This window comes from Embleya sp. NBC_00888, from assembly GCF_045207655.1.
Classification (GTDB): Bacteria; Actinomycetota; Actinomycetes; order Streptomycetales; family Streptomycetaceae; genus Embleya.
In genome coordinates this window covers 4,994,004-5,020,142 of the sequence record NZ_CP108785.1, presented here as the reverse complement: position 1 = coordinate 5,020,142, position 26,139 = coordinate 4,994,004, and the positions used below count along the sequence as shown (strand labels likewise).

Annotated in this window: 20 protein-coding genes; 5 read left to right on the top strand and 15 right to left on the bottom strand. The window is 69.6% G+C overall.

The features are described 5' to 3' along the window. Positions 1 to 24: 24 nt before the first annotated feature. Entirely contained in the window at positions 25 to 792 is a 768-nt protein-coding gene (locus OG948_RS56245) for a FadR/GntR family transcriptional regulator (protein ID WP_331772824.1), read from the bottom strand. Positions 793 to 1,117: 325 nt separating this feature from the next. Between OG948_RS56245 and OG948_RS56240 the strand changes: the two genes are divergently transcribed. From OG948_RS56240 to OG948_RS56225, 4 genes are read left to right on the top strand one after another with little or no spacing between them, the layout of a single operon-like run. Beyond that, entirely contained in the window at positions 1,118 to 2,416 is a 1,299-nt protein-coding gene (locus OG948_RS56240; RefSeq protein ID WP_331772823.1) for a sugar ABC transporter substrate-binding protein, read from the top strand. 4 nt (positions 2,417 to 2,420) lie between these two features. Continuing rightward, a complete protein-coding gene (locus OG948_RS56235) occupies positions 2,421 to 3,395 on the top strand; it encodes a sugar ABC transporter permease (protein WP_331772822.1) in 975 nt (324 codons plus the stop codon). Next, a complete protein-coding gene (locus OG948_RS56230) occupies positions 3,388 to 4,239 on the top strand; it encodes a carbohydrate ABC transporter permease (RefSeq protein ID WP_331772821.1) in 852 nt (283 codons plus the stop codon). Before OG948_RS56235 ends, OG948_RS56230 begins: the two co-directional genes overlap by 8 nt. Before the next feature lie 39 nt (positions 4,240 to 4,278). Beyond that, the gene (locus tag OG948_RS56225) at positions 4,279 to 5,448 is read left to right on the top strand and encodes a Gfo/Idh/MocA family oxidoreductase (protein WP_331772820.1); all 1,170 of its coding nucleotides are present in this window, start codon (positions 4,279 to 4,281) and stop codon (positions 5,446 to 5,448) included. 749 nt (positions 5,449 to 6,197) lie between these two features. Here OG948_RS56225 and OG948_RS56220 read toward each other — a convergent pair. The 6 genes from OG948_RS56220 to OG948_RS56195 form a co-directional block, all read right to left on the bottom strand. Beyond that, a complete protein-coding gene (locus tag OG948_RS56220; protein ID WP_406300797.1) occupies positions 6,198 to 7,127 on the bottom strand; it encodes a DMT family transporter in 930 nt (309 codons plus the stop codon). A gap of 17 nt (positions 7,128 to 7,144) precedes the next feature. Continuing rightward, positions 7,145 to 7,519, bottom strand: coding sequence for a hypothetical protein (locus OG948_RS56215; protein ID WP_406300796.1), 375 nt, complete (start codon positions 7,517 to 7,519; stop codon positions 7,145 to 7,147). Positions 7,520 to 7,748: 229 nt separating this feature from the next. After that, a complete protein-coding gene (locus tag OG948_RS56210; protein WP_331773628.1) occupies positions 7,749 to 8,867 on the bottom strand; it encodes a glycosyltransferase family 4 protein in 1,119 nt (372 codons plus the stop codon). A 252-nt stretch (positions 8,868 to 9,119) separates the two neighbouring features. Next, complete coding sequence (locus tag OG948_RS56205; RefSeq protein ID WP_331772817.1) at positions 9,120 to 9,932, bottom strand: SDR family oxidoreductase; 813 nt, start codon at positions 9,930 to 9,932, stop codon at positions 9,120 to 9,122. Then, a complete protein-coding gene (locus OG948_RS56200) occupies positions 9,929 to 11,110 on the bottom strand; it encodes a Gfo/Idh/MocA family oxidoreductase (protein ID WP_331772816.1) in 1,182 nt (393 codons plus the stop codon). Before OG948_RS56200 ends, OG948_RS56205 begins: the two co-directional genes overlap by 4 nt. Before the next feature lie 1,132 nt (positions 11,111 to 12,242). After that, positions 12,243 to 14,657, bottom strand: a complete 2,415-nt coding sequence (locus OG948_RS56195; RefSeq protein ID WP_406300795.1) for a SpoIIE family protein phosphatase — start codon at positions 14,655 to 14,657, stop codon at positions 12,243 to 12,245. Positions 14,658 to 15,235: 578 nt separating this feature from the next. On the opposite strand from OG948_RS56195, the gene OG948_RS56190 reads away from it, so the two are divergent. Continuing rightward, positions 15,236 to 15,688, top strand: a complete 453-nt coding sequence (locus tag OG948_RS56190) for a GyrI-like domain-containing protein (RefSeq protein WP_331772814.1) — start codon at positions 15,236 to 15,238, stop codon at positions 15,686 to 15,688. A gap of 1,316 nt (positions 15,689 to 17,004) precedes the next feature. Here the strand turns inward: OG948_RS56190 and OG948_RS56185 are convergent. From OG948_RS56185 to OG948_RS56150, 8 genes are all read right to left on the bottom strand, one after another. After that, positions 17,005 to 17,850, bottom strand: a complete 846-nt coding sequence (locus OG948_RS56185) for an alpha/beta hydrolase (RefSeq protein WP_331772813.1) — start codon at positions 17,848 to 17,850, stop codon at positions 17,005 to 17,007. 150 nt (positions 17,851 to 18,000) lie between these two features. Beyond that, the gene (locus OG948_RS56180; protein ID WP_331772812.1) at positions 18,001 to 18,693 is read right to left on the bottom strand and encodes an alpha/beta hydrolase; all 693 of its coding nucleotides are present in this window, start codon (positions 18,691 to 18,693) and stop codon (positions 18,001 to 18,003) included. Positions 18,694 to 18,795: 102 nt separating this feature from the next. Beyond that, a complete protein-coding gene (locus OG948_RS56175) occupies positions 18,796 to 19,401 on the bottom strand; it encodes a helix-turn-helix transcriptional regulator (RefSeq protein WP_331772811.1) in 606 nt (201 codons plus the stop codon). Further along, positions 19,398 to 21,554 carry an AAA family ATPase gene (locus tag OG948_RS56170; protein WP_331772810.1) on the bottom strand — a complete coding sequence of 719 codons (2,157 nt, stop codon included), beginning with the start codon at positions 21,552 to 21,554 and terminating at the stop codon, positions 19,398 to 19,400. Before OG948_RS56170 ends, OG948_RS56175 begins: the two co-directional genes overlap by 4 nt. Then, on the bottom strand, positions 21,551 to 22,435 hold the full coding sequence (locus tag OG948_RS56165; RefSeq protein WP_406300930.1) for an alpha/beta fold hydrolase: 885 nt from the start codon (positions 22,433 to 22,435) through the stop codon (positions 21,551 to 21,553). Before OG948_RS56165 ends, OG948_RS56170 begins: the two co-directional genes overlap by 4 nt. Before the next feature lie 221 nt (positions 22,436 to 22,656). Then, positions 22,657 to 22,884, bottom strand: a complete 228-nt coding sequence (locus tag OG948_RS56160; protein ID WP_331772808.1) for a hypothetical protein — start codon at positions 22,882 to 22,884, stop codon at positions 22,657 to 22,659. 370 nt (positions 22,885 to 23,254) lie between these two features. Beyond that, positions 23,255 to 23,860, bottom strand: a complete 606-nt coding sequence (locus OG948_RS56155; protein WP_331772807.1) for a GPP34 family phosphoprotein — start codon at positions 23,858 to 23,860, stop codon at positions 23,255 to 23,257. A gap of 461 nt (positions 23,861 to 24,321) precedes the next feature. Next, the gene (locus OG948_RS56150; RefSeq protein WP_406300794.1) at positions 24,322 to 25,848 is read right to left on the bottom strand and encodes a protein kinase domain-containing protein; all 1,527 of its coding nucleotides are present in this window, start codon (positions 25,846 to 25,848) and stop codon (positions 24,322 to 24,324) included. Positions 25,849 to 26,139 lie beyond the last annotated feature (291 nt).

Here is a 26,139-nt window from a genome sequence, read left to right as displayed (position 1 = left end):
CCTTCGGGGCTGGAGGTACGGAGTTCAGGAGTCGGTGCCGTGGTCGGGCACGACGCGACGCCAGATCTCCTGGTGGAACTGCTGGGCGGTCAGCTGGATGTGTCCGGCCATCAGGGCCTTGGCAGTGCTCGGTTCGCCGGAGGCGATGGCCTTGCCGATCGCCTCGTGCTGCCTCGCGGCCACGAGCAGTGACCCGCCCGCGACCCCGGCCAGTCCGATGGCGAGGACCTGGCGCTGCAGACGCCGCATGGCATCGACGGTGGAGACGAAGAACATGTTGGCCACCGCTTCCGCGATGCCGACGTGGAACGCCTCGTCCGCGGCGGTGAAGCCGTCGAGGTCGCCCTCCTCCGCAGCCTGAACGGACTGCCGCGCGGCTTCGCGCACCGCCTTGACCTGCGCGGGGGTGGCTCGCTTCGCGGCCAGGCCGGCAGCGGTGATCTCCAGGTGTTGACGGAACTCGAACAACTCGTCCACCTGCCGCAGATCCGCGGGGAGGAATTTGCTCAACGACGTTTGCCAGGAAGGCTGTTCGGGCTCGGCCACATAGATGCCGCGGCCCTTCTGGACGGACAGCCGCCCGAGAGCGGAGAGGATCTTCACCGCTTCCCGGACCACCGTCCGGCTCATCTGCACCTCGTCCGCGAGGTCCTTCTCGGTGGGCAGTCGCGCGCCGGGTCGAAGTCCGGTTGCGACGACGTACTCGAGGATGCGTTCGGCCGCGACCTCGTACCCGGGACGGTATGCACGCTCCACGCTCGCGGGCGCGGAGATCTTCTCTGAGCGGGCCAACGAATCTCCCCTTGGTTCCTACCGCCACTCGACGCACATCGTCTCGGCGTCTGCCGGCAACACATGTTACAGATACATCAAGTAGTAGATGTTTAGTGAAGCACAGCCAAACTCTTGACGCCAGGGTCCGATGACTTCAGACTCTCCCTATCTCAGCTGGGCCGATTCGCCCGCTTCTTCGCGGCACCCCCGCACGGAAAGCCGCTTCGAGCCGCAGAATCCGCAGCGATCCTCCGGGCAGCCGGCCAGTATCGAACGCGCGACCCAGGGCATGTATCAGATCTATACTCCTGCGCATCACACTCAGTAAAGATGGGATGTTCCAATGCATACTCAGCGTATTAGTGGACAAGCCGGTCAGACCGGCAGACGCTGGGGGGCGCTCGCCGCGGCCGCTGCTCTGGTCCTCGGTGCCGCCGCCTGTTCGGGCGGTTCGGACGGCAAATCGGCGGGCGGCAAGGTCGAGCTCACGTACCGGATCTGGGACTCGACCCAGCAGCCGGCCATGCAGAAGATCGTCGACGCGTTCGAGGCGACCCACCCGTCGGTCAAGGTGAAGATCCAGCTCACCGCGAACCAGGAGTACTGGACCAAGCTCCAGGCCGACGCCACCAGTGGCAGCGCGCCGGACGTGTTTTGGATGAACGGCCCCAACGCCCAGCTCTACGAGTCGAACGGCATGCTGCTGCCGCTGTCGGACAAGCTCGCCGCCAACGGCGTGAATCTCGCCGACTACCCGTCGAGCCTGGTCAGCCTCTACCAGCACAAGGGCAAGCAGTACGGCATTCCCAAGGACTTCGACACCGTCGGGCTCTGGTACAACAAGAAGCTGTTCGACGCGGCCGGCGTGAAGTACCCCGACGACACCTGGACCTGGCAGACCGTCCAGGAAGCCGCCCGCAAGCTCACCGACGCCTCCAAGAAGCAGTACGGCATCCTGGCACCGGCGTTCGGTCAGGAGAACTACTACAACACCATCTTCCAGGCCGGCGGCTCGGTCATCTCGGCCGACGGGACGTCCTCGGGCTACGACCAGCCCGCCGCCACCGCGGGCCTCAAGTTCTGGACCGACCTGATCAAGGACGGGTCCTCGCCGTCGCTGAAGTCCATGACCGACACCTTCCCCAGCCAGTTCTTCGAGTCCGGCAAGGTCGCCATGTACTACGGCGGAAGCTGGAACAGTTCGACGTTCGCCAAGAACAGCGCCCTGAAGGACGACGTCGACGTCGCCGTGCTGCCGCAGGGGACCAAGCGGGCGGTGGTGATCCACGGCCTGGCCAACGTCGCCTACGCCAAGACCAAGCATCCCGACGAGGCGGCCGCCCTCGTCGCCTTCCTCGGGTCCAAGCAAGCTGCGGAGATCGGGGCGAAGGAGAGCGGGGTCATCCCGGCCTTCAACAACACCCAGCAGGCCTGGGTGGATGCCACCCCGGGATTCCACCTGCAGGCATTCCTGGACGAGCTGCCCTACGCGATGCCGTACCCCACCTCCAAGAACACCTCCGTATGGCAGACCCAGGAGCCCATCACGTTCGCTCCCGCCTGGGAAGGCAAGAGCGATGTGGGGGCGGTCGCGCAGAAGATGGCCGATCTGATGAACACGGCGCTGAGCAAGGAAAAGTGACCCGATGACACACACTGCGGTTGTCCAGTCCACGGGTCGTGCCGCCCGTGCCGCCCGCGCCGGATTCCGGCGCGGGCGGCGCCCCGGCCGCCGCCAGTGGTTCTGGGCCTACCTCATGGTCGCGCCGATGGCCATCGGCCTGGGGATCTTCTACCTGTGGCCCATCGCGCAGACCTTCTACTACAGCTTCACCGAATCCGGCCCGTTCGGCGGGCACACCTGGACCGGCACGGACAACTACAAGGCACTGGCCGACGATCCTACGGTGCTCAAGTCGGTGATCAACACGCTGACGTACACCGTGATCCAACTGGCCGGCATCCCACTCGCGATCATGCTGGCCGCACTGCTGAACCAGAAGAACCTGCGCGGCCGGGCGGTCTACCGGGTGATCTTCTTCCTGCCCGCGGTCACCATGCCGGTCGCCATGGCGATGTTGTGGCGGTGGATGTACGACGGCAACTACGGACTGGTGAACTACCTGCTGTCCACGGTGGGAATCTCGGGGCAGCACTGGGCCTCCGACCCGGACATCGCGCTGTACGCGCTGGCCGCGATCGGCATCTGGATGTCCCTGGGCTACAACATGGTGATCTTCCTGGCCGGCCTCCAGGCGATACCCGCCGAGTACTACGAGGCCGCGCGGATGGACGGCGCCGGACCGGTGCGCACCTTCCTGCGCATCACCGTCCCCCTGCTCAGCCCGAACATCTTCTTCGTCACCGTGCTCACGATGATCAACTCCCTGCAGATGTTCGACCTCGCCTACATGATGATGAGCACGCCGGGTTCCACCGCCGGCGCCGCCAATCCGGCGCTGCCCGAGGTTCGGTCGGTTTCGTACCTCTTCTTCCAGAAGTCCTTCGTCGAGCACAACATCGGGTTCGGGGCCGCGATCGCCTTCGTCCTGGTCGGCTTCATCGTGCTGATGACGGCCATCCAGTTCCGTCTGCAGAAGAGGTGGGTGCACTATGCCTGAGGTCTCGACCCGCTCCGGCCCTGCGCGCCACCTCGCCCGCTCGGTGGCCACCCACACGATGCTCATCACCATGTCGGTGCTGATGCTCGGCCCGTTCCTGTGGGAGGTGGTCACCGCGCTCAAGTCGTACGTCGAGACCACCCGGCTGCCGCCGACCCTCCTGCCGCAGACCTGGCAGTGGTCGAACTTCAGCGCGGTGTTCCACGCCATGCCCTTCGGGCAGATGTTCGTCAACACCGTTGTGATGACCATCGGGCGGGTCGCCGGCCAGCTGATCTTCTCCTCGATGGCCGGCTACGCGTTCGCCCGGATGCGGTTCCGCGGCAGCGGCTTGCTGTTCGGACTGTTCCTGTCGGTGCTGATGGTCCCGGCCCTGCTCTTCCTCATCCCGCAGTACATGATCATCCAGGACCTCGGCTGGCTGAACTCCCTGCAGGGCCTGACCATCCCGGGAATGTTCAGCGCCTTCGGCACCTTCCTGATGCGCCAGTTCTTCATGGCGCTCCCCTACGACATCGAGGAGGCCGCGCGGCTGGACGGCGCCAACCCGTGGCAGGTCTTCTGGCACGTCGCGCTCCCGCTGGCCAAGCCCGGTCTGTTGGCACTCGGCATCCTGACCGCGATGTGGTCGTGGAACGACCTGATGTTCCCACTGGTGATGAACACCGACCCGGAGAAGATGACCCTCTCCGCCGGCCTGGCCACACTCCAGGGCGAGCACTTCACCGACTACTCGGTGCTGATGGCCGGGGCGCTGATGGCCACCGCACCGATGATCGTGGCGTTCATCCTGCTGCAACGCCACTTCATCCAGGGCATCGCCTCCACCGGCAGCAAGGGCTAGCTACGCCCTGCGGTCGGAACCCCTGAAAGGACAAGCGCAGTGAACGACATCAGGCTCGGCGTCATCGGCCTCGGCATGCGCAGCGACCTGGGCGAGCTGGCCCACCGGCCCGGCTCGGGCTCGCTGGTGGCCGCGGTCTGCGACCGCGACCCGCGGGCGCTGGCGCACGCCGAGGAGCGCTTCGGCGCCCGGGTGAGGACCACCACGGACCACCACGAGCTGTTCGATGCCGGGTTGGACGGCGTGTTCGTGCTGACCCCGGACCACACGCACGAGCAGATCGGCCTGGACTTCCTCGCGGCCGGAATCCCGGTCTTCCTGGACAAGCCGATGGCGATCACCACCGAGGGCTGCGACCGGCTGCTCGAGGCGGCCCGCGAGCACCGGACACCGTTGTACGTCGGCCACAACATGCGACACGCGCCGGTCGTGGTGGCCATGCGTGAGCTGATCACCCGCGGGGCCATCGGCGAGGTCAAGGCCGTCTGGTGCCGCCACTTCGTCGGCAACGGCGGGGACTACTACTTCAAGGACTGGCACGCCGACCGACGCAACACCACCGGGCTCCTGCTGCAGAAGGGAGCCCACGACATCGACGTCATCCACTGGCTCGCCGGCGCATACACCCGGCGGGTCAACGCCATGGGCGCCCTGACGCTCTACGGCGGCCTCGGCTCGCGCCGCGACCGCAGCGGGGAACGGATGATCGACTGGCTGTCGGCGGAGAACTGGCCGCCGCTCAGCCAGACCGGTCTCGCCCCGGTGGTGGACGTCGAAGACCTGAGCATGATGCAGATGGAACTGGACAACGGCGTCTTCGCGAGCTACCAACAGTGCCACTACGCACCCGACAACTGGCGCAACTACACCGTGATCGGCACCGAGGGGCGGCTCGAGAACTTCGGCGACACCGAGGGCGCCGAGGTCCGGGTGTGGAACCGCCGTTCCGAATACCGCGCCGAGGCGGACCTGGTGGTGCGCGTCCACACCCCGCCCGGCACGCACGGTGGCGCCGATCCGGCGCTGGTCGCGGAGTTCCTGGAGTTCGTCCGGGAGGGTGGGGCCACCGTCACCTCGCCGGTGGCGGCCCGCGAGGCGGTGGCCGCCGGTTACGCGGCCACCATGTCACTCCGGGACGGAGGAAAGGCGGTCGATGTGGACCCCGTGGACCCGAAGGTGACCGCGTACTTCGAACACGACCAAAAGTAGAGCCGCCGACCGGAGGCTCGACGTCCGTGTACTCCGGGGCCCGCCGGCCGATCGACCGTCCAAACCCACCAACAACAGCCGGTCGTGGTCCTGCCCCGCCGACGCCGGCCTCGTTGTCCCGGACCAGCGTTTGTCGAGTGCCGCACCCTCGTCCGAGCAGGCTGACATTTCTGCCCGTTCCTCGCCACGTCAGGCGCCGCGTGGGCCGACCGACCACCAACTACCGCATGGTTGTGCCGCCGGCGCTGGAAACCCGCTGTACCTCCGCGCCGAGCGCCCGGTCCGAACGGGCCGATCGGAGGCGTGAACTCGACCATGGTTCCGGGCGTCCCCGCCGCTGGGTGTTCCGGGACCGGGTGCCGGACGGGGCTCGCCTCCGCGCGAGCCGCGTCCGGCACACCGGTCGGCCCGCCGGACCAGGGGGTGTGCAACTGCGGCCGGTGGGCCGATCGAGAGGCCGTCGGATCCGAAGGGGGAGGCAAGGTCCCCGACGGCCGGGCCCGGCCGCACCGATCCCCTCCGCCAGGCCCCGACGGTCGCGAAGCGCGTCCGCACGCCGAGGCCGGGCTCTTGCAGGCCATGTCCTCCGGTCCTGCCTCGCGGGTTCGCCGCCAATGCCGCCCTCGCCACTTACCGAGTCCGGAGCCCGCATCGGAAACAGGCTGGGCATCGCCGGGACCGGCGCTAGTCCGGACGGCCGTGCCCCGGTTGGCGGGCGTCGCCTGCGTCGACCGCCTCGAGTTCGTCCTTCACGAGGTCTCTTTCTTCGCCTGTGCGAACTTGCCGCGGACGACGATGGCCATTCCGACGAGCGTGAGCGCCATGCCGGCAATCTGTGCCGGCACGGGGGCCCCGGCGAGATGCAGCATCGCGGAACTGATGCCGACCAGCGGTGGGACGGCGAGCCCGAGGAGCGCCGAGTAGGAGGGTCCGCCGACCAACAGGATCCGATGCTGCAAGAGGTAGGCGGGAACGTAGATCACGATGCCGAGCAGGGCGAGCATCCCTGTCGTCCTCCAGCCTCCAGCGTCTCCCGCCGTGAGTTCCGTCGATGCCCACGCAGCGAGCGGGAGGGTCCCGACCGCGAAGATCGGCAGGATCCGCGGCGCCATCGCCCCCTGATGGCCCCGGTTCGTCCTTGCGAAGTAGAGGCCGTAGAACGCCATCGAGAGCATCGCGGCCACCGCTACCAGCGACCCGAGTGCCACGTCGCGCCCCAGTGTTCCCGCAAGTCGGGGAATCGCGTAGAGCACAGCACCGAGAACCGCGATGGCCGTTCCGGTGATCGCGCGCGCCGGAGGCCACGCACGCGCCACGAGGCCTTCGGCGAGCAGGACTACGGCCGGAGTGAGCGACATGGCCAGAGCGGGCAGCGCCGGGCCCGCGAGACTGATGGCAACGGTCGAGAACATTGTGTACGCGGTCACGCCCGTCAGCGCGAGAATCACGACCTGCCACCATCGGTACCGAGGAGCAGGGGTGGGGACGGGCGGTTCGGCTGTGGCCGTGGAGGTGGTGAACATCGACCTCCAGGAGAGCGCCAGCAGACCCACAACGGTGAATCCGGTACGGCCTGCCGACACGATTCCGGTACTCGCGTTGTGCAGTGACGCCCCCACGATCAGCCATGTCGAAGCCAACAGGACGACCAGAGCGGCGGATTGCCAGACGAGCGGCATCTGGCGACCTCGCCCTTTCACGTAGCCTCCACGGCCACCGCTGTCTCCTTCGTGTCCGCGGTCGAGAGCGCCGGCAATTCTTCGCACGCCACGTGCTGACCCGCGCGGATCGCGACGAGGCCGACCTCCTTGTTCCCGTCAGTGATCGCACGGGCCTCGTGGACCGCGGACCGTTCGAGCAGCCTGTCGAGGCTGTGCACAGCCCCGACGTCGTGGTCGGCACCGTGGGCGGATCGATTCCCGGCATCGTTGTCGGCGGTGGGCGCCGTACCCCACGCCCGCTTTCCGACGCAGGCGGTCGGATGGGGGCGGGCGAAATCGCCTGTTCCCATCCGACCGACATCGCGCCTCCTCATGCAACCGCCTTTCGTTTTCGGCCCTATGGCGGTCATCGGTCAATCCTGGTATCCGCTCGGCGGACGACCGGTGGGGTGGCGCCGGTGGCGAACCGGGTCATGGGGGAAGCAACATCCCTCAGGCCGGGCGAACGGCGGGACGAGCGAGTGCTTGGGAAAGGCCAACCTGCGGGATACCGGGCCGAGTTCGGGTTCACCGTGTGGCGGATGCGGCTCCGAAAGGGCCAGGGCTCCTTGCACCGGCCCCGGGCCGTCATCTCCGGGTTCACGCCCGAGGAGAAGGTGAGAAACCCGATGATTCGGCACAGTCGGCGATCTGTCCCCGGAGTACGTCCTCGTACACGGCGCATGTCCGCTCCACCATCACATCGGCCGTGAACATGGCTCGATACCGATCGCGCGCTCTGCTCACCAGGACCGCACCACGATCCGGCCGTGACAGGACCCTCAGAGCGGCCTCCGCCAGGCCCTGCGGATCGTCCGGAGCAACCAACAAGCCTTCGACTTCGTGCCGGACCAGCTCCGGGATACCTCCCACGGCCGCCGCCACGATCGGGATCCCGGAAGCCATCGCCTCGAGGAGGACGAGGCTGGCAGCGTCGGCTCGTGACGACGCGAGGATCACATCGACGCCGATCTCCGCTGTCAGGGCCCCGGACACACTCCCGTGGAAGTCCACGTGCTCGGTGAGGTCGAGCGCAGACACCATTTTTCGGAGAAGGTGCTCATCGGGGCCCGTCCCGACAATGTGCAGCTTCGCGCCGGGCAGCGAACGGAGAATCACCGCGAAAGCGATGACAGCGAGGTCGGCACCCTTCTCCGGTGACAGCCGACCGCAGTACAGAACGTTCGGCCCCGGTGATTTATTCACCTTGAATCCTGATGGTACGGGCACGTCGACGCCGTTCGGTACGTAATGAACGCGTGCCGCATCGCCAAGGAATTCGGCAACTATTTCTTCGGCAAAGTGGGCAACAGTGATGACGTGGAAATCTTTGCCCGCGACCACGGCAGCCCGGAGAAATGAATCGATCGGGTTCCACATGTGCTGCGTGTACACCAGTGGCACGTCGAGTTTCGCGGAAAGCTCCTCCCCACGGAATCCGGCGTGCACGAGATGGGCGTGAAGGATGTCCGGCCGCCACCGGGAACCCGGATCGTGGAGAGTCGCCGGATCGCCCGGCCGCGCGGGATCCCCGTTCGTCGGCGACATGATCGGATCGATGAAGACATCGGCTCCGACCGCACGGCAGCGCTCGGTCAGGACCCCATCGCTGGCCGCAATCACCCCTACCTCCAGGCCGCGGCGGACCTGGTGTGCGACCTGTGTTGCGACATGGCTGACCGTCCCCCCGGTCGTCGGTCCGCACTGCACAAGATGCATAACGCGCATGTATCGAAGCCTTTTCATCATGGATGACATCCGGTCCTGTTCCGGGGCGGAAGCCGGACCTCCACCGACCGGCTCGAATCGTGAGCATCGCAAAATGTTCGAGTCGTCCGGGCCGGTCCGTTTCACAGATCCCGACAATCCCGCAGGGTGCACTCCACGGGCCGATGACCGTCCCGGCGCCATCGAATCCGGTGCAGTCATGGACGGTGTGTCACCGCCATGCAATCAATGGGCCCGTGGCGATCAGCTGCCCTCGACGGTACGCGCCATGAAGGAATTTCCAGCCGTGAGTCCGCCGTCAACCGTCAGTACGGTTCCGGTAATCCAATTCGCGCTGCTGGACGCAAGGAAGCAGATCGAAGCCGCGACGTCTTCCGGTTCTCCCACTCGTCCCAACGGATACCACTGCTTGAGTGCCTCGAAGGTGGTCGGGTCCTTGGCGATCTGCTCGTCCCAGGCGGGGGTGCGGATCGTCCCCGGGCTGACCGCGTTCACCCGCACGCCGTACTCACCGTATTCCACGGCCAGTGAGCGGGTCAGGGAGACGATCCCGGCTTTGGCGGCGCTGTAGGAGGGGTGCCCGAAGTAGGCGAAGGCGTTCACCGAGACGACGTTCACGATCACGCCGTCGCGGCGCTCCATCATCACGGGCAGCACCGCCTGCGCGCAGCGCACCGCGCCATTGACGATCACGTCGAGGTCGGTCTCCCATAGATGCTGCGGCGCTTCGTGGAAGCGCGGGGGCACCGGGCAGGCCACGATGGCGTTGTTGACCAGCACGTCCACCGGCCCGCCCAATTGCTCCTCGGCCTGGGCGAAACCCGCCGCCACGCTCTCCGTGCCGGTGACGTCCAGCCGCAGGCCGACCGCCGTACCGCCTTCGGCCGATATCTCCTCGGCGAGGTTCACCGCTCCCGCCTCGTCGATGTCGGTGACCGCGACCGCCGCGCCGGACGCGGCCAGTCGACGGGCCGTCACCCGGCCCACGCCCCCCGCCGAGCCGGTCACCAGCGCAACCCGCCCGCTCAGGTCGAACCGATCCTGACGCCCGTTCATCCCGCCTCCACCTGACCGTTCTCGAAGTAGGCCCGCACCGCTTCCTCCAGCCTCGGCACCTGCAGCAACGCGCCGCCACCGCGCAGCGAGCGGGTGGCCATGTCGCCGGCCGCCACCGCCATCCGGGCAGCCACCGGCGAGGTGTCGGTGGCCCCGCCCTCGCGGACGAAGCGCACGAACTCCCGGACCACTTCGTCGTCCGCGCCTCCGTGCCCGCCGACCGCATCCGGGATGCGGAACTCCGCGTCCCCGGCCGGGTCGTAGTTGCGGCGGCCGGCGTACCACAGCCGGATGGAACCACCCGGATCGTCACCGAAGTTCTCCATCCGGCCGGCGTCCCCGATCACGGTGAAGGAGCGCCAGTAGTCGGGGGTGTAGTGGCACTGCTGGTAGGCGGCCAGCACTCCGTTGTCCAAACGCAGGTTGAGCAGCGAGAGGTCCTCGACGTCCATCACCGGGTTCAGGGCGCGCTGCTCGGACGGCGGCCACTGCTCCCGGCTCGGCCGAATCTCCGGTCCGGGCTCCCCCGGCTCACGGCGCGGCAGGCCGCCGTAGACGGTCAGTCCGCCCATCGCCTGCACCGCCTCGGTGGCACCGTCGACGATCCAGTGCATCGCATCGATGTCATGTGAGGCCTTCTGCAGCAGGAGGCTGTTCACCTTGGAACGGTCGGCATGCCAGTCCTTGAAGAAGAAGTCGCCGCCGTGGCCCACGAAGTGACGGATCCACACCGACTTGGGGGTACCGATCTGTCCCTGCTGTACCAGTCGGCGCATCAGTCGTACGAATCCCATGTGCCGCATGTTGTGGCCTACGTAGAGCCGGGAGCCGGACTCCCGCGCAGCGCGCAGCACGGCGTCGGCGTCCTCCACCGTGGTGGCCATCGGCTTCTCGAGGTAGACGGCCTTGCCGGCCCGCAGGGCGTCGATCGCTATCGGAGCATGGGTGTGGTCGGGAGTCGCCACCAGCACCGCGTCGACGTCCTCGCGGTCCAGCAGTCGGCGGTAGTCGGTCTCGGCGGTCTTGGCGTCGAAGAACTCGGCCTCGTTCAGCAGGGTGGTCTCGTCCAGATCCGAGACGGCGGTGACGCGTGATCCGCGTCCTGGTTCCTGGTGGGCGGCAACAGCGAGGCTGCGCCGATGTCCCAATCCGATTGCGCCGATGCGGAGATCGTCCATGCTCACTCAGAGCCCCAATCGTCTCCGGTGGCCGAGGTGGGTCCCCCGAACCACGCCCGCACCGCCGAGGGCAGGGAGTTCTCGCACCGCCCCCAGCAAGGTGCCGTGCGATCAGGATGCTCAATAGTGCACGTATTGGCAAGAGTTCACGCACATTCAAGCAGGATCGACAGCGTTCTGCGCAGTCTCTCCACACTGTGATGGCCTTGGTCACGGACGGCACTTTTGAACCGCCGACGAAATGAGGCTCGTGACGCTCGGATCGGTCCGGTACTGACGACCCAAGGGCGCGGTCGGCGCGGGCGAAGCGGTGGGATGTCGTCGAACTGTGGTCTCTGAAGGTGCTGTTGCCATCGGAGTGGAACGGGCGACCCGTTGTCCGAGATGGAAGAGGCATCCGAACCTCCGGTGTTCCGGCGGTCGTCTCCAACGACCGAGGCAGGTCCCCGGAACCACGCCGCACCACCGGAGAGCGGAGAGTTCTCGCGCCGCCCGAGCAGCTACCTAGTGACCAGGATGCTCAATGTTGCGTGACTTGGCAAAGATTCGCGCGTATTCAAGCAAAGGCTTCGGTGTCTCGTGCAGTCTTCCCATACCGTGACGGTCTCGGGTCGCAGGCCGCTCTCACCGGTACGTTTCGACGGCGGCTGCTCGTTGAGCGGTGAGGTGAGGCAGTCCGGAATCCGGGCGGTGTCGGCTCTGACCCGCAGGGTGGTACACGCACCAACCCGGGCTGGGCCGTGAAGAGTTCCCCGACGTGGGTGCGGGCTGAACGCGGGTTGTACGAACCGGGAGTTGATCGCGGTGGTCGCGCCGGCCGCAGGTGACGAGGCCGTTCCCGACGAAGCGCCGTAGGGCCCTTGGAGAGGATCCCGCCCTTGTCGAAGATGTCGTCGTCCACGAGGACAGCGCGGACCAGGTCCGGGTGGCACGAAAGTTCCTCGGCCTCGGTCACCAGGACCGCCGCAGGGGCTCGTCGCAGCCATCGGCACGCACCGCTCCCATCGGGTCGTGAGGTTGTCGGCCGGCCTGGTTCGACGCGGCGTCGGCGGCGTCCTGGCCGTCGGCGAAGCCGTGGGGCTCCGGACCCTGGGTGGGCGACCGTCGGACCTGGCAGTCCTGACACGCTCTGTCAGAACGTGTCAGGGTCCGGTTCGAGGCTTTGCTCGGCCCAGATGACTTTGCCGTCGGGGGTGTATCGGGTGCCCCACCTACGCGTGAGCCGGGCCACCATGTACAAGCCGCGTCCGCCCTCGTCGGTGGTTCGCGCGTGTTTGAGCCGGGGCGAGGTGCTGCTGCCGTCCCACACCTCGCAGATCAGCGTGGCCTGTCGAATCAAACGCAGCCGCACCGGGTCGCAGGCGTAGCGGACGGCATTGGTCACCAGTTCGCTCACCACGAGTTCGGTGGTGAAGACCAGGTCGTCGAGGCCCCAGGCGCGGAGGGTGTCGGCGGCCATCGCGCGCGCGTCCGCGACGACGGCGGGGTCCCGGGGCAGATCCCACGTGGCGATCCGGTCGGGGTCGAGGCCGTGCGGGCGGGCCATGAGCACCGCGACATCGTCGTTCTGTGGGGTGGGGAGCATGGCCGCGACGACCTCGTCGCAGGCCGCCTCCAGATTGGTCGGGGCGGCGGCGAGAACGGCGAGCAGACGGTCGGTGGATGCGGTGAGGTCGCGACCGTCGTCGAGGAGTAGGCCGTCGGTGAACAGCACGAGCACGGCGTCTTCGGGCAGTTGCATCGTGATGGCCTCGAACGGCAGTGTGCCGATGCCCAGTGGCGGTCCGGTGGGCAGTTCGGGATAGGTGGCCTTCCCGTCGGTCGTGACGACCGCAGGTGGGGGGTGGCCGGCACTGGCCACGGTGCACTCCCTGGTCGCGGGGTCGTACACGGCGTACAGGCACGTCGTTCCCAGCTCGGCGCACAGCGGCCCCTCGTCGTGCTGCAGGGCCACCTGTTCGTCGACCAGGCTGAGGACCAAGTCGTCGAGACGGGCCAGGAGTTCGTCGGGGGGCAGGTCGATGTCCGCGAGGGTGCGTACGGCCGTGCGCAGGCGCCCCATGGTCGCGGCCGAGGTGATGCCGTGCCCGGTGACGTCGCCGACGACCAGGGCCACACGAGCACCGGAGAGAGGAATGACGTCGAACCAATCGCCGCCCACGCCGCCGCGGCCCGTGGCGGGGATGTAGCGGTGGGCGATCTCGAGGGTGGACGCGGCGGGGAGCGCCTGGGGCAACATGCTGTGCTGGAGAGCCAGGGCGGTGTTGTGTTCACGTGTGTAGCGACGGGCGTTGTCCAGGCAGATGGCCGCGCGGGAGACGAGTTCCTCGGCAAGCGCGAGGTCGTCGGTTTCGAAGGGGTCCGACGTTCGGGAGCGCATCAGCACCACCAGGCCCAGCACCGTACCGCGGGCACGCAGCGGCACCGTGATCAACGAGTGCAGGCCCCAAGCCGCCATCGCCGCTCGACGGTCCGGATCGTCGGCAAGCCGGCCCTTGTCGTCGACGCCGAGGCGAGCCTCCAACACGGGCACACCGTCTCGGAGGCAACGGGCCATCGGAGACATGTCGGTGTACCGGGCGGGCCGCCCGAGGGCGGCGACGACCTCGGGCGCGCCGGGGCGGACCGAGTGATACGCCATGCGGCGCAATCGTGGCCACCCCGACCGTCCGGTGACGGTCGTGGGCTCCTGCCCGTCCAGGACCTCGTCGAACAGGTCGACCGCGGCGAAGTCGGCCAGGTCGGGCACAGCCGTTGCGGCCAGTTCCCGTGCGGTGGTCACGAAGTCGAGTGTGGTGCCGATGCGGGCGCCGGACTCGGTCAGCAGAGTGAGGCGTTCACGGGTCCTGCGCCGCTCGGTGATGTCCACGCCCATGTAGCACACGCCCATTACGCGGCCTTCGTCGTCGTCCAGCCGCAGGAAGGAGGTGGAGAAGGCGTGCCGACGGGTGGGATCGGCGGGGACGGTTCCCTGGTACTCGAAGTCGAGGACGGGGACGCCGGTGGAGAGCACCGTGCGCATCTGCCGTTCCACGGCGAAGGGCGACAGACCCGGGAGGACTTCGTGCATTCGGCGGCCGATGCGATCCGCGAGGGGCACTCCGGCCATGCGCTCGAGAGTTTCGTTGACCCACACGTACCGAAGCTCGGTGTCGAGAACGGCGATTCCGTACGGAGAACGGTCCAGAAATCGTCTCAGCACGGCGTGGCTGGCGTCCCACCACGAGGCGTGTCCCAGGTCGATGGCGGACAAATGCCAGTTCCGGTCGCCGGATGCGTACGCCAGGGGTGTGGCCCGGACACCCAACAGCAGCACGCCGCCGTCGCGGTGGCGGATCCGGACGACGAGGTCGTGATCCTGATCGGGACTGCCGGGCCACGGCGGGCGGGCGTCGTACGGCGTGAAGCGATCGACCGGTGAGGCGGCCAACGCGGAGACGGAGCGTCCCAGAATCTCCGCGGCGTCCCAGCCGGTCAGGGCGGCGGCGGCCTTCGACCACCCGACGACAGTCCCCCTCGCGTCCAGCACGGCGGTGACAGTGGGCATCAGATCGAAGGGCACGGGCCGATCTGCCGCGGCTCCGTCCCCTTCGGTTCGGCCCCCCTCGTCGCCCGTCGTCGGGTCCATGAGGATCTCCCCGGAACTGTGCGTCCGATTCTCCTACCGCCGGAGTCGACCCGCCATCGGATGGCAGCACGACGGCGTCACCGAGCCACGCCCCGAACCGGCCGCCCCACCCGGACACACCATGGGAGCGCTATCCGAATTCCGCGCGCAGCCCACCACCACGGCACGGGCTGCCGACGTCCTGGCCGTTGCCCGGCTCGGCTCCGTCACCGGGCCACGTCGTCCTGCTCAGCGACGGCCGGGTACGCCTCGACGGCCGAGCAGCCGTCGGTCACCGGACCGAATGCCCACCCATGCCGGTCGTGCAACCGTCGGTGACCGAACTCCACCGGAGCACCCCGACTTCACAAATCCTGCAAGACCCCTCTCGCGGTAGCCGGTGGCACGTGATGGTCCGCGAACACCCTACAGAAACCCACAATTTTATTACCGTGTTTCCGCGATTTTATAGCTTGCTACTCTGACGCTTCGAAACGAACGGACGTGAAAGGAAGCACATGTTCACGATGGAAGAAATACCGACATTGCGGATTGCCTATATGAGGCGCGTCGGCCCCTACGGGCCCGAAAACGGCATCCGGATGGAAGAGCTCAAGAAGTGGGCTGCCGCGAACGGCCTGCTCGGCGCCGCCACGGTCGTCCTCGGAATCCCCCAGGACGATCCGGCCACGACACCGCCCCATGACTGCCGATACGACACCTGCCTGGTCGTACCGAGCGACACCACGTGCCTTCCCGCCGAGATCGACGAGACACGGCTCACCGGTGGCCTATACGCGGTTCTCGTCGTTGCCCACACCACAGAAGGGATGTCGCGCGCCTGGGCCGGCCTGTTCCATGCGCTGGCGGACGAGGGCCTCACCCTGGACACGGCCCGGCCCATCCTCGAACGGTATCGGCCACCCATGCTTACCGACCACCTGTGCGAGATCTGCGTCCCCGTAATCTGAACCGACTTACAGTCGAAACACGAGGCGAATTCCCCGAGGCGGCAAATAGGCGGGGCTTCGGGCTTCCGGATACCGTTTCTTCCTCGGTATCCCCGAAGCCGCTCCGGTCACCGCCGACAGGCGGATCCGGCGCGCCGCCTGGTCCAAGGACCTCGGCGACACCATGGCCGCCAGGGCCGGCCGCCACGCCGTCGAAGTCATCTGACGGCAGCGCCCGATCCGACACGGCAACCGTTCGCTCTCCCGCGACGATCGCACCCCACCCGCCGAACACAGTCACGCGGCGTCAACCCGCGACCGGCTCCGAGGTCGTGACGACGGGCCGTCTTCGGCCGGTATCGGCATCCACCGCCCGCACGAACTGGCTGGGGATGGAACCGGGCCGCCTGCGCCGGGTCGTCCGGTCGGCGGCGAGACGCGGGTGGGCTCATTCCGGGCGGCCGGGCGGCCGCGCGGCGTTCCGGCCCGTCGGGCTGTCCCGACAGGGAATCGGAGGGAATGGACTTCGGGATACCCGAGCGAGAACCAGGCCGCGCGGGTCGGTGAAGACCTTGGTCCAGCCGCCGAAGGCCTCGTGACCGCCGGCATGTTCGTCGTCGACAGCCGGGCCCAGGGCACCCGCAAGACTCGTCCTGCGGTGCCCGGCGACCCTCGATTCGACGCGCCGGCTCCTGGGCACGCTCGCGGCGGGGCCGGCGTAGCGGCGCGGAGCCCGGGTCAGGAGCGGTGTCGGATGCGGTCCAGGTCCGCGCCCGGGACGACGAGGTCCGAGTGACCCCGCAGTCGCTGCCCGCGCCAGGCGAGCGCCCGAGGTCGGCCTTGTGCGCGGCCCCACGCCATGTCGGACGGTGGTGCCGGTGAGGATCGCGAGCAACTCGGCGTTCTCGCGGCTCCGGCGGTGGTAGCGGTTGGCGGGGGCGTAGCAGGAGAGGACCTCGGCGGGGAGGCCGGAGCCGGCCGCGGTGACTGTGTCGACCAGTCATCGTCGGAACGGCGTGTCCTGGGTCTGCCGGGCGGGGTCGTTGTCGTCGTACTCGGGATCGTGGGAACCGGACCGGGCCCTCCACGAAGACACGAATGAGCTGCTGTGCGGCACCGACCGGGCGGCTCTGGACGACGCCATGGGCCCGCCGAGGAGCGGCGTTCGTCGGGGCCGGGGAATCCGACCTCCGGGTGGGATGCCGTTCGTGCGCCCGTCGGCGCGGCGGAGCCTGGCAAGGCCGTGGGCGGTTCGGTCTGGTGGGACGGCGAACAGCGCCGCGGTCGGGTGCCGCGGCGCCGTCGTGCCCGCACGGTGTGTCGGTCGGCCCCGAAGGTCAGCGGGTGTCGTCGGCCGCGTGGTCGATGAGGCGTGCCACCGTGTCCGGGTGGCTGATCATGACGACGTGGGATGCGCCCTTGACCTCGACGACCTTACGGGCGCCCGCGCGCTGGTATTCCCAGCGCTCCACCGCCGCCGGGATGGCCTTGTCGGCCCCGGCCACGACTCCGTACGACGGGATGGTGCGCCAGGCCGCCGGGCCGTTGACGTCGCTGAAGGACGAGGCGCTGAACGGCCGCTGGCCGGCTCCGATCAGGGCGATGTCCTTTTTCGACAGGTCCCCGGCGAAGACGTCGCCGACCTTGTTCTGCCGGATGTACAGGTCGGTGCCGGTGCTGCCGTCCGCGTTGGTGAACGGGACCGGGTTCAGTGCGGCCTCGATCTCGCTGCCGGGATACTTGTTGATGATCTCGCCGAGCCGTTCGCCCTGGTCGGGCACGAACGCGGCGACGTAGACGAGCGCCTTGACGTTCGGGTTGCCGGTCGCGGCGTTGGTGATGACCGCGCCGCCGTAGGAGTGGCCGACGAGCACGATCGGGCCTTGGATGGAGCGGAGCACGCCGGCGATGTAGGTGGCGTCGTTGGGGATGCCGCGCAGCGGGTTGGCCGGCGCGATGACGGGATAGTCGTCCTTCTGCAGCCGGGTTGTCACCCCGTTCCAGTTGGACGCGTCGGCGAACCCGCCGTGGACCAGGACGACGGTCGGCTTGGGCGGGCGGGGGTGGCGGTCGCCGTCGGAGGCGAACGCCGAGGGGGTGAGGGTGGCGAAGGCCGCGGCTCCGGCGAGGGTGAACGCGGCGGCGCCGAGGCCGAGCTTCCGCGATCTGCGGTGTGATGCCATGTCGGGCTCCTCTGTTTCTGGGGTCGGTGAAGTCCCCTCCGGGCGTGGGGTGTTGCGGCTGCCCGATGGGTGGCTGTGACGGAGCGGCGCCCGCCGGCTCGCCCCTTGTGGGGGTGGGCCGGCGGGCGCCCGAGTGCCGGTCGGGCGGGTTCAGCTGCCGGCGGCCTGCTTGATCAGGTCGGCGACGGCGGCGGGCTGCGAGACGTAGACGGCGTGGCTGCCGGCCGTCTCGGCGACGCGGGCGCCGATCCGCTCGGCCATCGCGCGCTGCACGGGCGGCGGGATCATGTGGTCCTCGGTGGCGACCAGGTACCAGGACGGCTTGGTGCGCCACGCCGGGGTGGACACCGCGCCGGCGGCCGCGTCCAGGCCCCAGGGGACCTGCGAGTCGGCCAGGAACTCGGCCTGGGCGCGCGGCAGGTCGCCGGCGAACGCGTCCGCGAACTTGTCGCGGTCCAGCAGCAGGTAGCCGTTCACGGGCGGCAGGATCGGCGGCACGGCGGCGCCGGGCGGCGGGTCGGCGATCAGGGTGTTCACCGACTCGCCCTTGTCGGGCGCGAACGCGGCGATGTAGACGAGCCGGGCGACCTTGTCGTGGTTGCCCGCCTCGGTCACCACGGCGCCGCCGTACGAGTGGCCGACCAGGGTGACCGGGCCCGGCATCGCGTCGATGATCGTCCGGGTGGCGGTCACGTCGCCATCGAGCGAGAGGGTGGGGTTCTGCACGACGGCGACGTTGTAGCCGTCGTCCTTGAGCGCCTCGTACACCCCCTGCCATCCGGAGCCGTCCACGAAGCCGCCGTGGACCAGCACGACGTTTCCGCGCGCTGCGTTGTCGCTCATCATTCCTCCCGGTGTCCTTCGGCCGGTAGCCGCGGCCCCTGTCGGAACACTAGGAACGAGGGCGTTCGCCCGGCCTCCGTCATGTGACGTAGATCCGGGGAATCACCCGTGCGGCAGACGCTCCAGGGCGTCTCTCAATGCCGCGCGGGAGGTCACGCCGAGTTTCGGGAACACGTGGTGCAGGTGGGTGGAGACGGTGCGGGGCGAGAGGAACAACTTCTCACCGATCTGCTTGTTCGTCAGTCCCGCTGCCGCCAGGCGCGCGATTTCCCGCTGCTGCGGCGTCAGCCCGGCTGCGTCGGGATCGACCAGGGCGCGCACCGGCTCGCCGCAGGCGCGCAGTTCGTGGTTGGCGCGCTCGACCCACGGAGTCGCGCCGAGGCGTTCGAACGCTCCCACCGCGCCCCGCAGTTGCGCGCGGGCCTGGGCCGGGGAGCGGCCGCGCCGCAGCCGCTCGCCCCGGTACAGGCGGATACGTGCGTGCTCGAAGGGCCAGCGTTCGGCGTTCTCGACGGCGAGCGCTTGGCGGAACAGAGCCTCGGCGGCCTCGTCGTCCTCGGCGCCCAGCCCGGCGGCAGCCAGGAGCACCATGCGCAGCCGGGGCGAGGAGGTGTCCAGGCCGGCCTCCTCGGCCGCTCTGACATGGGCGCGGGCCTGGTCGCGTCTGCCGGTTCGGGCGGCGGCTTCCGCGAGGTCGAGGAGCGTCACAGCGCGTGCGGGACGTGGGCAGGCAGCTCGCCGGGCGGGGCGATCATCTTCGCGAGCTGGTAGGCGTCCTCGAAGTCGCCGTGCCCGAGGGCGTACAGGGCTTTGGCGTGCAGGATGTAGGACCGGACGCTTTCGGCGCGGCGGGGTACCGACCACAGTTCCATCCGGTCGGTCAGGTCCCGCATCACCGCGTGGTCGCCGCACGCCGCTGCGGTGCAGGCGAGCAGGAAGTGCCCCGGGCAGGCCAGCATCGAGTAGTCGTACTGGTCGCACAGGTCCAGTGCCTCGCGGGCGATCCGGCGCAGTTCCGGCCACTGCCCGGTGTGCCAGGCGTGGTTGCCGAGGAGGAACAGCGCGTCGATGGCGGCGGTGATGTTCTCGCCGCGGCGTCCGGCGAGTGCGACGCGGCGCAGCGCCTCGGCGCAGCCGCCCAGCCGGTCCAGGTAGGCGCCGGCGATGGCGACGCGGACGATGTGCAGCGGGTCGGTGTGGTGGGCGAGTTCCGCGATCTCCGCGTCGAGCCGGGCCAGGTCCGCGGGGGACGTGCGGGCGGGGTCGGCGAATGTGCTGCGTGTGGTCGCCAGGAGTGCGGGGACGGCGGTGTACTTGGCGGCAGCGGCGTCGAAGCCGGCCCACAGCTCGGGGCGGCCGCCGAAGAAGCACATCAGCAGCAGGGTGTGCATCGCCTCGGCGAGAGTGGCGTCGGTCGGTTCGTACGGCTCGAGTTGCAGGTCGATGGCGCCGACGAGCAGGCGGTGCGCGGTGTCGATGTCGCCGGAGCCGTTGAGCAGGTACGCCGATGCTGCGATGGCGGCGGCGAGCGAGTCCTGGCCCGGGGCGGCGTGGCGGGCGTCGTCCAGCAGTCGCGGGACGTCGCGCAGGTCGCCGGTGAGGTTGGCGCCGAGGTAGGCCGCCTTGGCCAGCCGCCGTGCCCGCTGTGGCGCGGCCGGGCTGAGGCCGGCGGAACGCAGGAGCGCGGCAATGGCGTTGGGGCCGTCGCCGCGGCGGGCGCTGATGTTCGCGGCCTCCTCGAGCAGGTCGGCGACGTGTGCGTCGGGTTCCTCGGCGGCCTGCGCGAGGTGCCAGGCGCGCTGTTCGGGGACGCCGGTCCACGCGTCGGCGAGCGCGCGGTGCACGCCGCGCCGTTGGTGGCTGGTGGACAGGTCGACCACGACCGAGCGGATGAGCGAGTGCCCGAACGCGAGGCGTCCGGTCGCGTCGTCGACGTGGACGAGGCGGGCGTGCTCGGCGGGCGCCAGGTGCTTGAGGTGGCAGCGTCCCTCGACCGCCCGGCGCACGACCAGCAGGTTGCCGGTGCCTTCCAGCGCCGCGACCAGGAGGAGGTGTCGGGTGGCAGCGGGGAGCGCGGTGATCCGGGACGCGAACGTCGCTTGAAGACGTTGGGTCAGCGGGATGCGCACGGGCAGTGGCTGGGCGGCGGCCCGCTGGGAGTCGGTGAGGGCGGCCGGGAGTTCCAGCAGGGCGAGGGGGTTGCCCTCGGCGTCGGCCATCAGCCGTCGGCGTACGCGTGGAGCCAGGGACGGGAAGCGCAGCCGGAGCAGTTCGTCGGACGCCGCCTCGCTGAGCGGGCGCAGGTCGTGTGCCGGAAGGCCGCTGTAGTCGAAGAAGGACTCATGTCCCAGCCGGACCGACGCCAGCATGGCCGCACGGCTGCCGGTGAGCCGGCGCGCGACCTGCCCCAGGACCACGGCGCTTGCCGGGTCCAGCCATTGCGCGTCGTCCAGGACCAGCAGGGTGGGCCGGTCCGTCGACCGTCGGACGACCAGGGACACCACGGCGTCGGCGACCGCATCGGGTCCGGGCGCGGCTGCCCGTTCGAGGTCCAGGGCGGCGGCGAGCACGGGTACCACCGGCGCATGCGACCACGCTTCGGGGGACGCCGCGAGCAATTGGCGCAGCGCGCTGTAGCCCGTCCGGGCTCGGTACTGCACGCCGACCGTGTGCAGCACCCGCATTCCCGCTGCTTCGGCGTCGCGTGCGACCGCCGCGAGCAGCGCCGTCTTGCCGATGCCCGGGTCCCCGAGCAGCACCAGGGCGCCACCGGAATGCGGGACGTCGGCCAGGAAGGCGCCCAGGCGCGCGCTGTCCGCCTCGCGTCCGACCAGCGCTGCCTCGCTTTCGCGTTCCGTCATCGCCCCTCCCCGACAGTCACGAATGCGCAGACCTCCCCGGCGAACAGCCCGGGCTCCTCAAGATGCCCGAAGTGCCCGCTCCGCTCCAGTACCAGCAGCCGCGACACCGGGATCAGGTTGTGGAGATCCTCGGCCCACCGCACCCCGCACACGACGTCGAACCGCCCGGTGATCACCAGCGCGGGCGCGGTCAGGCCGGCCAGCGCGGCGTGGTCGTCGACGACGTCGGGGGCTCCGTGTTCGTCCAGCCCCGAGATGTACGTCGCGCGCAGCCCGTCCCGGAAGGGAGCCCACCGTTCGACGTCGTCCCAGTAGCCGGCGATGTAGGCGGGCAACACGCCCTTGGCGGCCGCGAGCATGTCCGCGTCGGAGGCGATGGCGCCGACCCCGGCGAACGCATCCAGCACCGGGGCGAGTTCGGGTGCGTCGACGTGCCTGGACGCGAACTCTCCCACCCGCGCGGCGATCTCGGCGCCGAAGTCGGGGCCGGTGGTCGGCGAGCTTGCGTAGAGCACGATCCCGGCGAGCTGGTCCGGCCGGTGCAGCGCGTGGTACTGGGTGACGAATCCGCCGTGCGAGTGCCCGAGCAGGTGCACACGCCCGACACCCAGGTGGTCGATCAGGGCGGCCAGATGCCGGCTGTATCGGGCACGGGTATAGCCATGCGGGTGCGAGGCGAGCCGGCCCGCCCCGCCGGTGCCGAGCGGCTCGACGTACACCACGGTCAGTCGCTCCTCCAGCGCGGGTGCCCGCAGGTACTGCCAGTCGAATCCCGGTCCGCCCGGGTGCGCCACGCACACCGGACCGGAGCCGTGGACGTGATAACGCAGCGTTCCGCCCTCGAGGGCGAGGGTGTGAACGCCTTCGGTCAACGGTGCGATGCCAGGTGAGACCACGACTGCTCCAGATCTTGCAGGGTCGACGACACCGACAAGATGCGGGCAGCGAGCGGAAGTTCGATCCACTCACCGTGACGTGGGTCACACATTCGGCCTCCGTCTTCAGCGAATGCCGCGCTCGCGCCTGACAGCGCTCCGCAGCAGCCGCGGGCGGACAGTGGCCCGGGTCCTCGGCCGGGTTGATGTGGCGGCGGCCGACGCCGTCACTTGCTCTCGATCCGCCGAAGCGAGGGTGCCTTGACGTCGCCGCACGACCGGTTCTGCCAGTGCCTGACGTCGACCGCGTAGACCGTGGGCCGGCCGCCGCGGTCCGCCACCGGCAGATGGAACGGCGCCCGGAGAAGCTGCCACCAGCGGAAACGCTTCAACTTCCGCCCGTCCCCGGGCGTGACTCGCGCCACGGCCCGAAGGCGGCGCCACTCCTTGATCATGCCTGCACTAACTGACGCCCACCCACGGCGCAGCGGCGGGTTGGTGGGGCTGCCGGTGGCGACATGGGTGAAGCATCCACCGTCACATGGTGCTTCCGCCCGGGTGCAACGCTCCCGCACGGTGCCGCACCACGGATCGAAACCCTGCACCCCCCGGCTCGCCACGGCGGGTGTCGCCGGACCGAGGGGGTCAGAGACTGAGGCCGGGAAACCCCAGCCGAGCGCCTGTCCGAACTGCTGGCAGCCCTATCGACCGACCCCGTGTTGCGACGACCACACGAATTCGCCCATCGCTCCGGGGCCGCTTCAGCGTGAGAGACAACCGAGACCGAACCGCGGTCGACCCCAGACCAGACCGCCCTACGGCTTTTCAGGGCACGCGCCAGATGTTGTCGTAGGCGGCTTGTTCGATGGCGCGGCGCCGGCGTACGGCTTCGAGCTCCGTGACGGCGTTGTCGACTGCGGCGAGGACGGCGCCTACCGCGTCGTCGGCGGAACCAGGCGGGGATTCGACATCGTTGGCGCGGATGCCCGCGGCGGTGGCCAGAGCGGTGAGGACGGGCTCGTGCGCGGCCCACCGGTCGTGCGCATTGCGGTGGTCCTGGGAGTCGGCCACAACCACCTGGTCGGTCCGGACCGGGACCCAGCGGCGGCGCTCCCGGGTGAGTCGGCCTTCCGACGCGAAGGCGGCCGCGTACGTGGCGGCCAAGTCGCGGCCTCTGCGCCACAGCCAGTCCTCGACCGACTCGAAGGGCTGCTCCCGGGCGAGCGATGCCGCGGCCTGGTCGAGGAGGGCGTCGTCGAGGAGCGTCCGGATGCCCGGGACGATCAGGTCGCCGTCCAGCGTGACAGCCTCGGCGGCCAAGAGGTCGATGAGCTCGGCGCCCGCCAGGGCGAGGGACAGTTCGCCTTGCGCCACCGGGCGACTGGGCGACTCGTCCATGGCGGTGGTCATCAGATCGCGGGGGGTCGTCATGAGCGGGCTCCACGTCGTGGGCGTCAGGAGGCCTCGGGCCGCGCACCGGCACGTCCGAGTACGAGCCTAAGGAGCTCGGGCCCCGGCCGCACCCGATGTGAGACGAAAGCGGCCACGCACCCGGCAGCCGGTGGTGCGCGGCCGCGCCGTGATCGACTTCCACCCACCATGATCGGATTCATCATGACATGCACGGACGTGCCGGGAAACTGGTCGACTCCTGGCGAGCGCGGGCTTCGATGGAGTATCCGGCGGACCTGCTGCCGCCCCGGACGAAGCCGGAGATGCGCCGGACGCCGCCGTCCGCGCCGTGCCACGCGCAGGAGGCCGGGATCACCGACTCGCCAGTGGACCCGTTCACCCGGTTGGTGCCGCGGATCGACACCCGGGCGCAGAAGAGAGCGGACAGGGAGTTCACCGGCGAGCCGAAGGAGGTGGGCGTGGGGTGCGATCGGCGGTGGTCAGCCCGCGGCGATGCGCTGGAGGAGCTGGAGGAACACGGCGTCGCCGTCCCACTTGCCCTTGGTCTGTGCCTCGACGAGGCTCCGGCGCAGATCGCGGGCCTTCTCGGCGGCTTTGCCCGTCTCGCCGCCGCGCAGCTTCTGGGCGATCTCGTTCACGTCGCCGCGGGTTTCCCGGGCCAGTTTCTGCTGCATCGACGCGGACGCGGCGGAGTAGGCGGCGTTCAGGTCGGCGGCCAGTTGCGCCGGGCCCGCGGTGGACGGCGGGGCACTGCTCGCCACGGTCGAGGGCGGCGCGGTGCTCGCGGTGGACGGCGTGCCCGGCGTCGTGCTCGCGGGAGCAGGGGCGCCCGGACCCGTCGCGGAGACCGTCGCCTCGGCGCTGCCCGGAGCCGCCGACGCGGATACGCGGGCGGTGCTCTCGGACGCCGGACCGGCTTGGCTGCCTCCGGTGTCCACGGCCGCGAGCAGCACGATCACCAGCACCACCGCGAGCACCGCGCCGACCAGGGCCCCAACCAGCAGCAGGCCACGCCGGTCGCGGAGGTCGCCACGCCGTGCGCCGTGCGGCGGCTCGTCGTCGGACAGCAGCGGCGGCAACAGCGCGGTGGCCCCGTCGTCGGGCGGTGCGGCATCGGCCGGCGCGGACGCGGGTACGGGCGGCAGGAGCTGTGTCGCGCCCGCTTCGGGCACCGCGACCGCGGCGGGACCCGGCCCGGCCCAGGCGGCCAGCGCGTGCGCGGTCTCGGCGGCGGAGCGCGGCCGGTCCCGCGGGTTCTTCGCCAGCAGCCGGTGGACAAGCGCACCCAACTCGGCGGGGGCGTCCGGGCGCGCCCGCGCGACCGGTGCCGGTTCCTCGTGGACGTGCCGGTACAGCACCCCGGCAGGGTCGTCGCCGACGAACGGCGGGTGGCCGGTGAGGGCTTCGTACAGCACGCAGCCCAGCGCGTACAGGTCCGCCGCCGGGCCGGTCGGGTGCCCCAGGGCACGTTCCGGGGCGGTGTACGCGGCCGTGCCCAGCCCCGGCGCGCCACCCGCATCCGGCGCGGTGCCGGCATCGGCGGTGGCGGCGATCCCGAAGTCGACCACCTTGACCACCTGCTCGTCGGTGACCAGCAGGTTCGACGGCTTGATGTCGTGGTGCACCACCGACGCACGATGGGCCGCGGCCAACGCACGCGCGGTCTGCGCGCCCAGATTGGCAACGGTCGGCCACGGCAACGGGCCGTGCCCGCGGATCAGCTGCTGCACACTCGACCCGCGCACCAGCTCCATCACCAGGTAGTCCCGGCCGTCCGGGGCGCGGCAGACATCGTGGATCGCCGCGATGTTCGGGTCGCTCAGCCGCGCCACCGCCCGTGCCTCGTCCCGCAACCGCGATCCGGCACCCGAGTCCCCGGGCACGGCCGTGAGCAGCTTCACCGCCACCGCGCGCTGCAGCTCGGCGTCCCACGCCTCCCACACCTCGCCCATGCCACCCCGGCCGAGCAAGCCCACCCAGGTATAGCGGCCACCGAGCTGCTGCACCTGCACAGGGTCCACCCTTCCGAAGCCATCCCCCTCGCCACCGGTCGATCACCGGCGCACCGGACCCTACCAACCCACCGAACGAACACCCGGCACGGACGAACACCCGGCTACGCACAGCCACGTGTGGGCACAGGGCAGTATCACGGATTCGGCTCTGTTCCGTAGGCGGTGGCTACGGTGGGTAATTCCCTGTGATCATGGGGTGTGCTTGATGTCGACACGCTTGTGGGAACGGTGTTTTCGGGGTTGTCGGCGCTGGTCCTGGTCCGTCCGGTCCCGGGCTGCCTC

What these genes read in the sequence shown, in the direction of transcription:
- OG948_RS56240 (WP_331772823.1), top strand. Translation starts at nt 1,118, where the DNA reads ATGCATACTCAGCGTATTAGTGGACAAGCCGGTCAGACCGGCAGACGC.
- OG948_RS56235 (WP_331772822.1), top strand. Translation starts at nt 2,421, where the DNA reads ATGACACACACTGCGGTTGTCCAGTCCACGGGTCGTGCCGCCCGTGCC.
- OG948_RS56230 (WP_331772821.1), top strand. Translation starts at nt 3,388, where the DNA reads ATGCCTGAGGTCTCGACCCGCTCCGGCCCTGCGCGCCACCTCGCCCGC.
- OG948_RS56220 (WP_406300797.1), bottom strand. Translation starts at nt 7,127, where the DNA reads ATGCCGCTCGTCTGGCAATCCGCCGCTCTGGTCGTCCTGTTGGCTTCG.
- OG948_RS56215 (WP_406300796.1), bottom strand. Translation starts at nt 7,519, where the DNA reads ATGACCGCCATAGGGCCGAAAACGAAAGGCGGTTGCATGAGGAGGCGC.
- OG948_RS56210 (WP_331773628.1), bottom strand. Translation starts at nt 8,867, where the DNA reads ATGCATCTTGTGCAGTGCGGACCGACGACCGGGGGGACGGTCAGCCAT.
- OG948_RS56205 (WP_331772817.1), bottom strand. Translation starts at nt 9,932, where the DNA reads ATGAACGGGCGTCAGGATCGGTTCGACCTGAGCGGGCGGGTTGCGCTG.
- OG948_RS56200 (WP_331772816.1), bottom strand. Translation starts at nt 11,110, where the DNA reads ATGGACGATCTCCGCATCGGCGCAATCGGATTGGGACATCGGCGCAGC.
- OG948_RS56195 (WP_406300795.1), bottom strand. Translation starts at nt 14,657, where the DNA reads ATGCCCACTGTCACCGCCGTGCTGGACGCGAGGGGGACTGTCGTCGGG.
- OG948_RS56190 (WP_331772814.1), top strand. Translation starts at nt 15,236, where the DNA reads ATGTTCACGATGGAAGAAATACCGACATTGCGGATTGCCTATATGAGG.
- OG948_RS56185 (WP_331772813.1), bottom strand. Translation starts at nt 17,850, where the DNA reads ATGGCATCACACCGCAGATCGCGGAAGCTCGGCCTCGGCGCCGCCGCG.
- OG948_RS56180 (WP_331772812.1), bottom strand. Translation starts at nt 18,693, where the DNA reads ATGAGCGACAACGCAGCGCGCGGAAACGTCGTGCTGGTCCACGGCGGC.
- OG948_RS56170 (WP_331772810.1), bottom strand. Translation starts at nt 21,554, where the DNA reads ATGACGGAACGCGAAAGCGAGGCAGCGCTGGTCGGACGCGAGGCGGAC.
- OG948_RS56160 (WP_331772808.1), bottom strand. Translation starts at nt 22,884, where the DNA reads ATGATCAAGGAGTGGCGCCGCCTTCGGGCCGTGGCGCGAGTCACGCCC.
- OG948_RS56155 (WP_331772807.1), bottom strand. Translation starts at nt 23,860, where the DNA reads ATGACGACCCCCCGCGATCTGATGACCACCGCCATGGACGAGTCGCCC.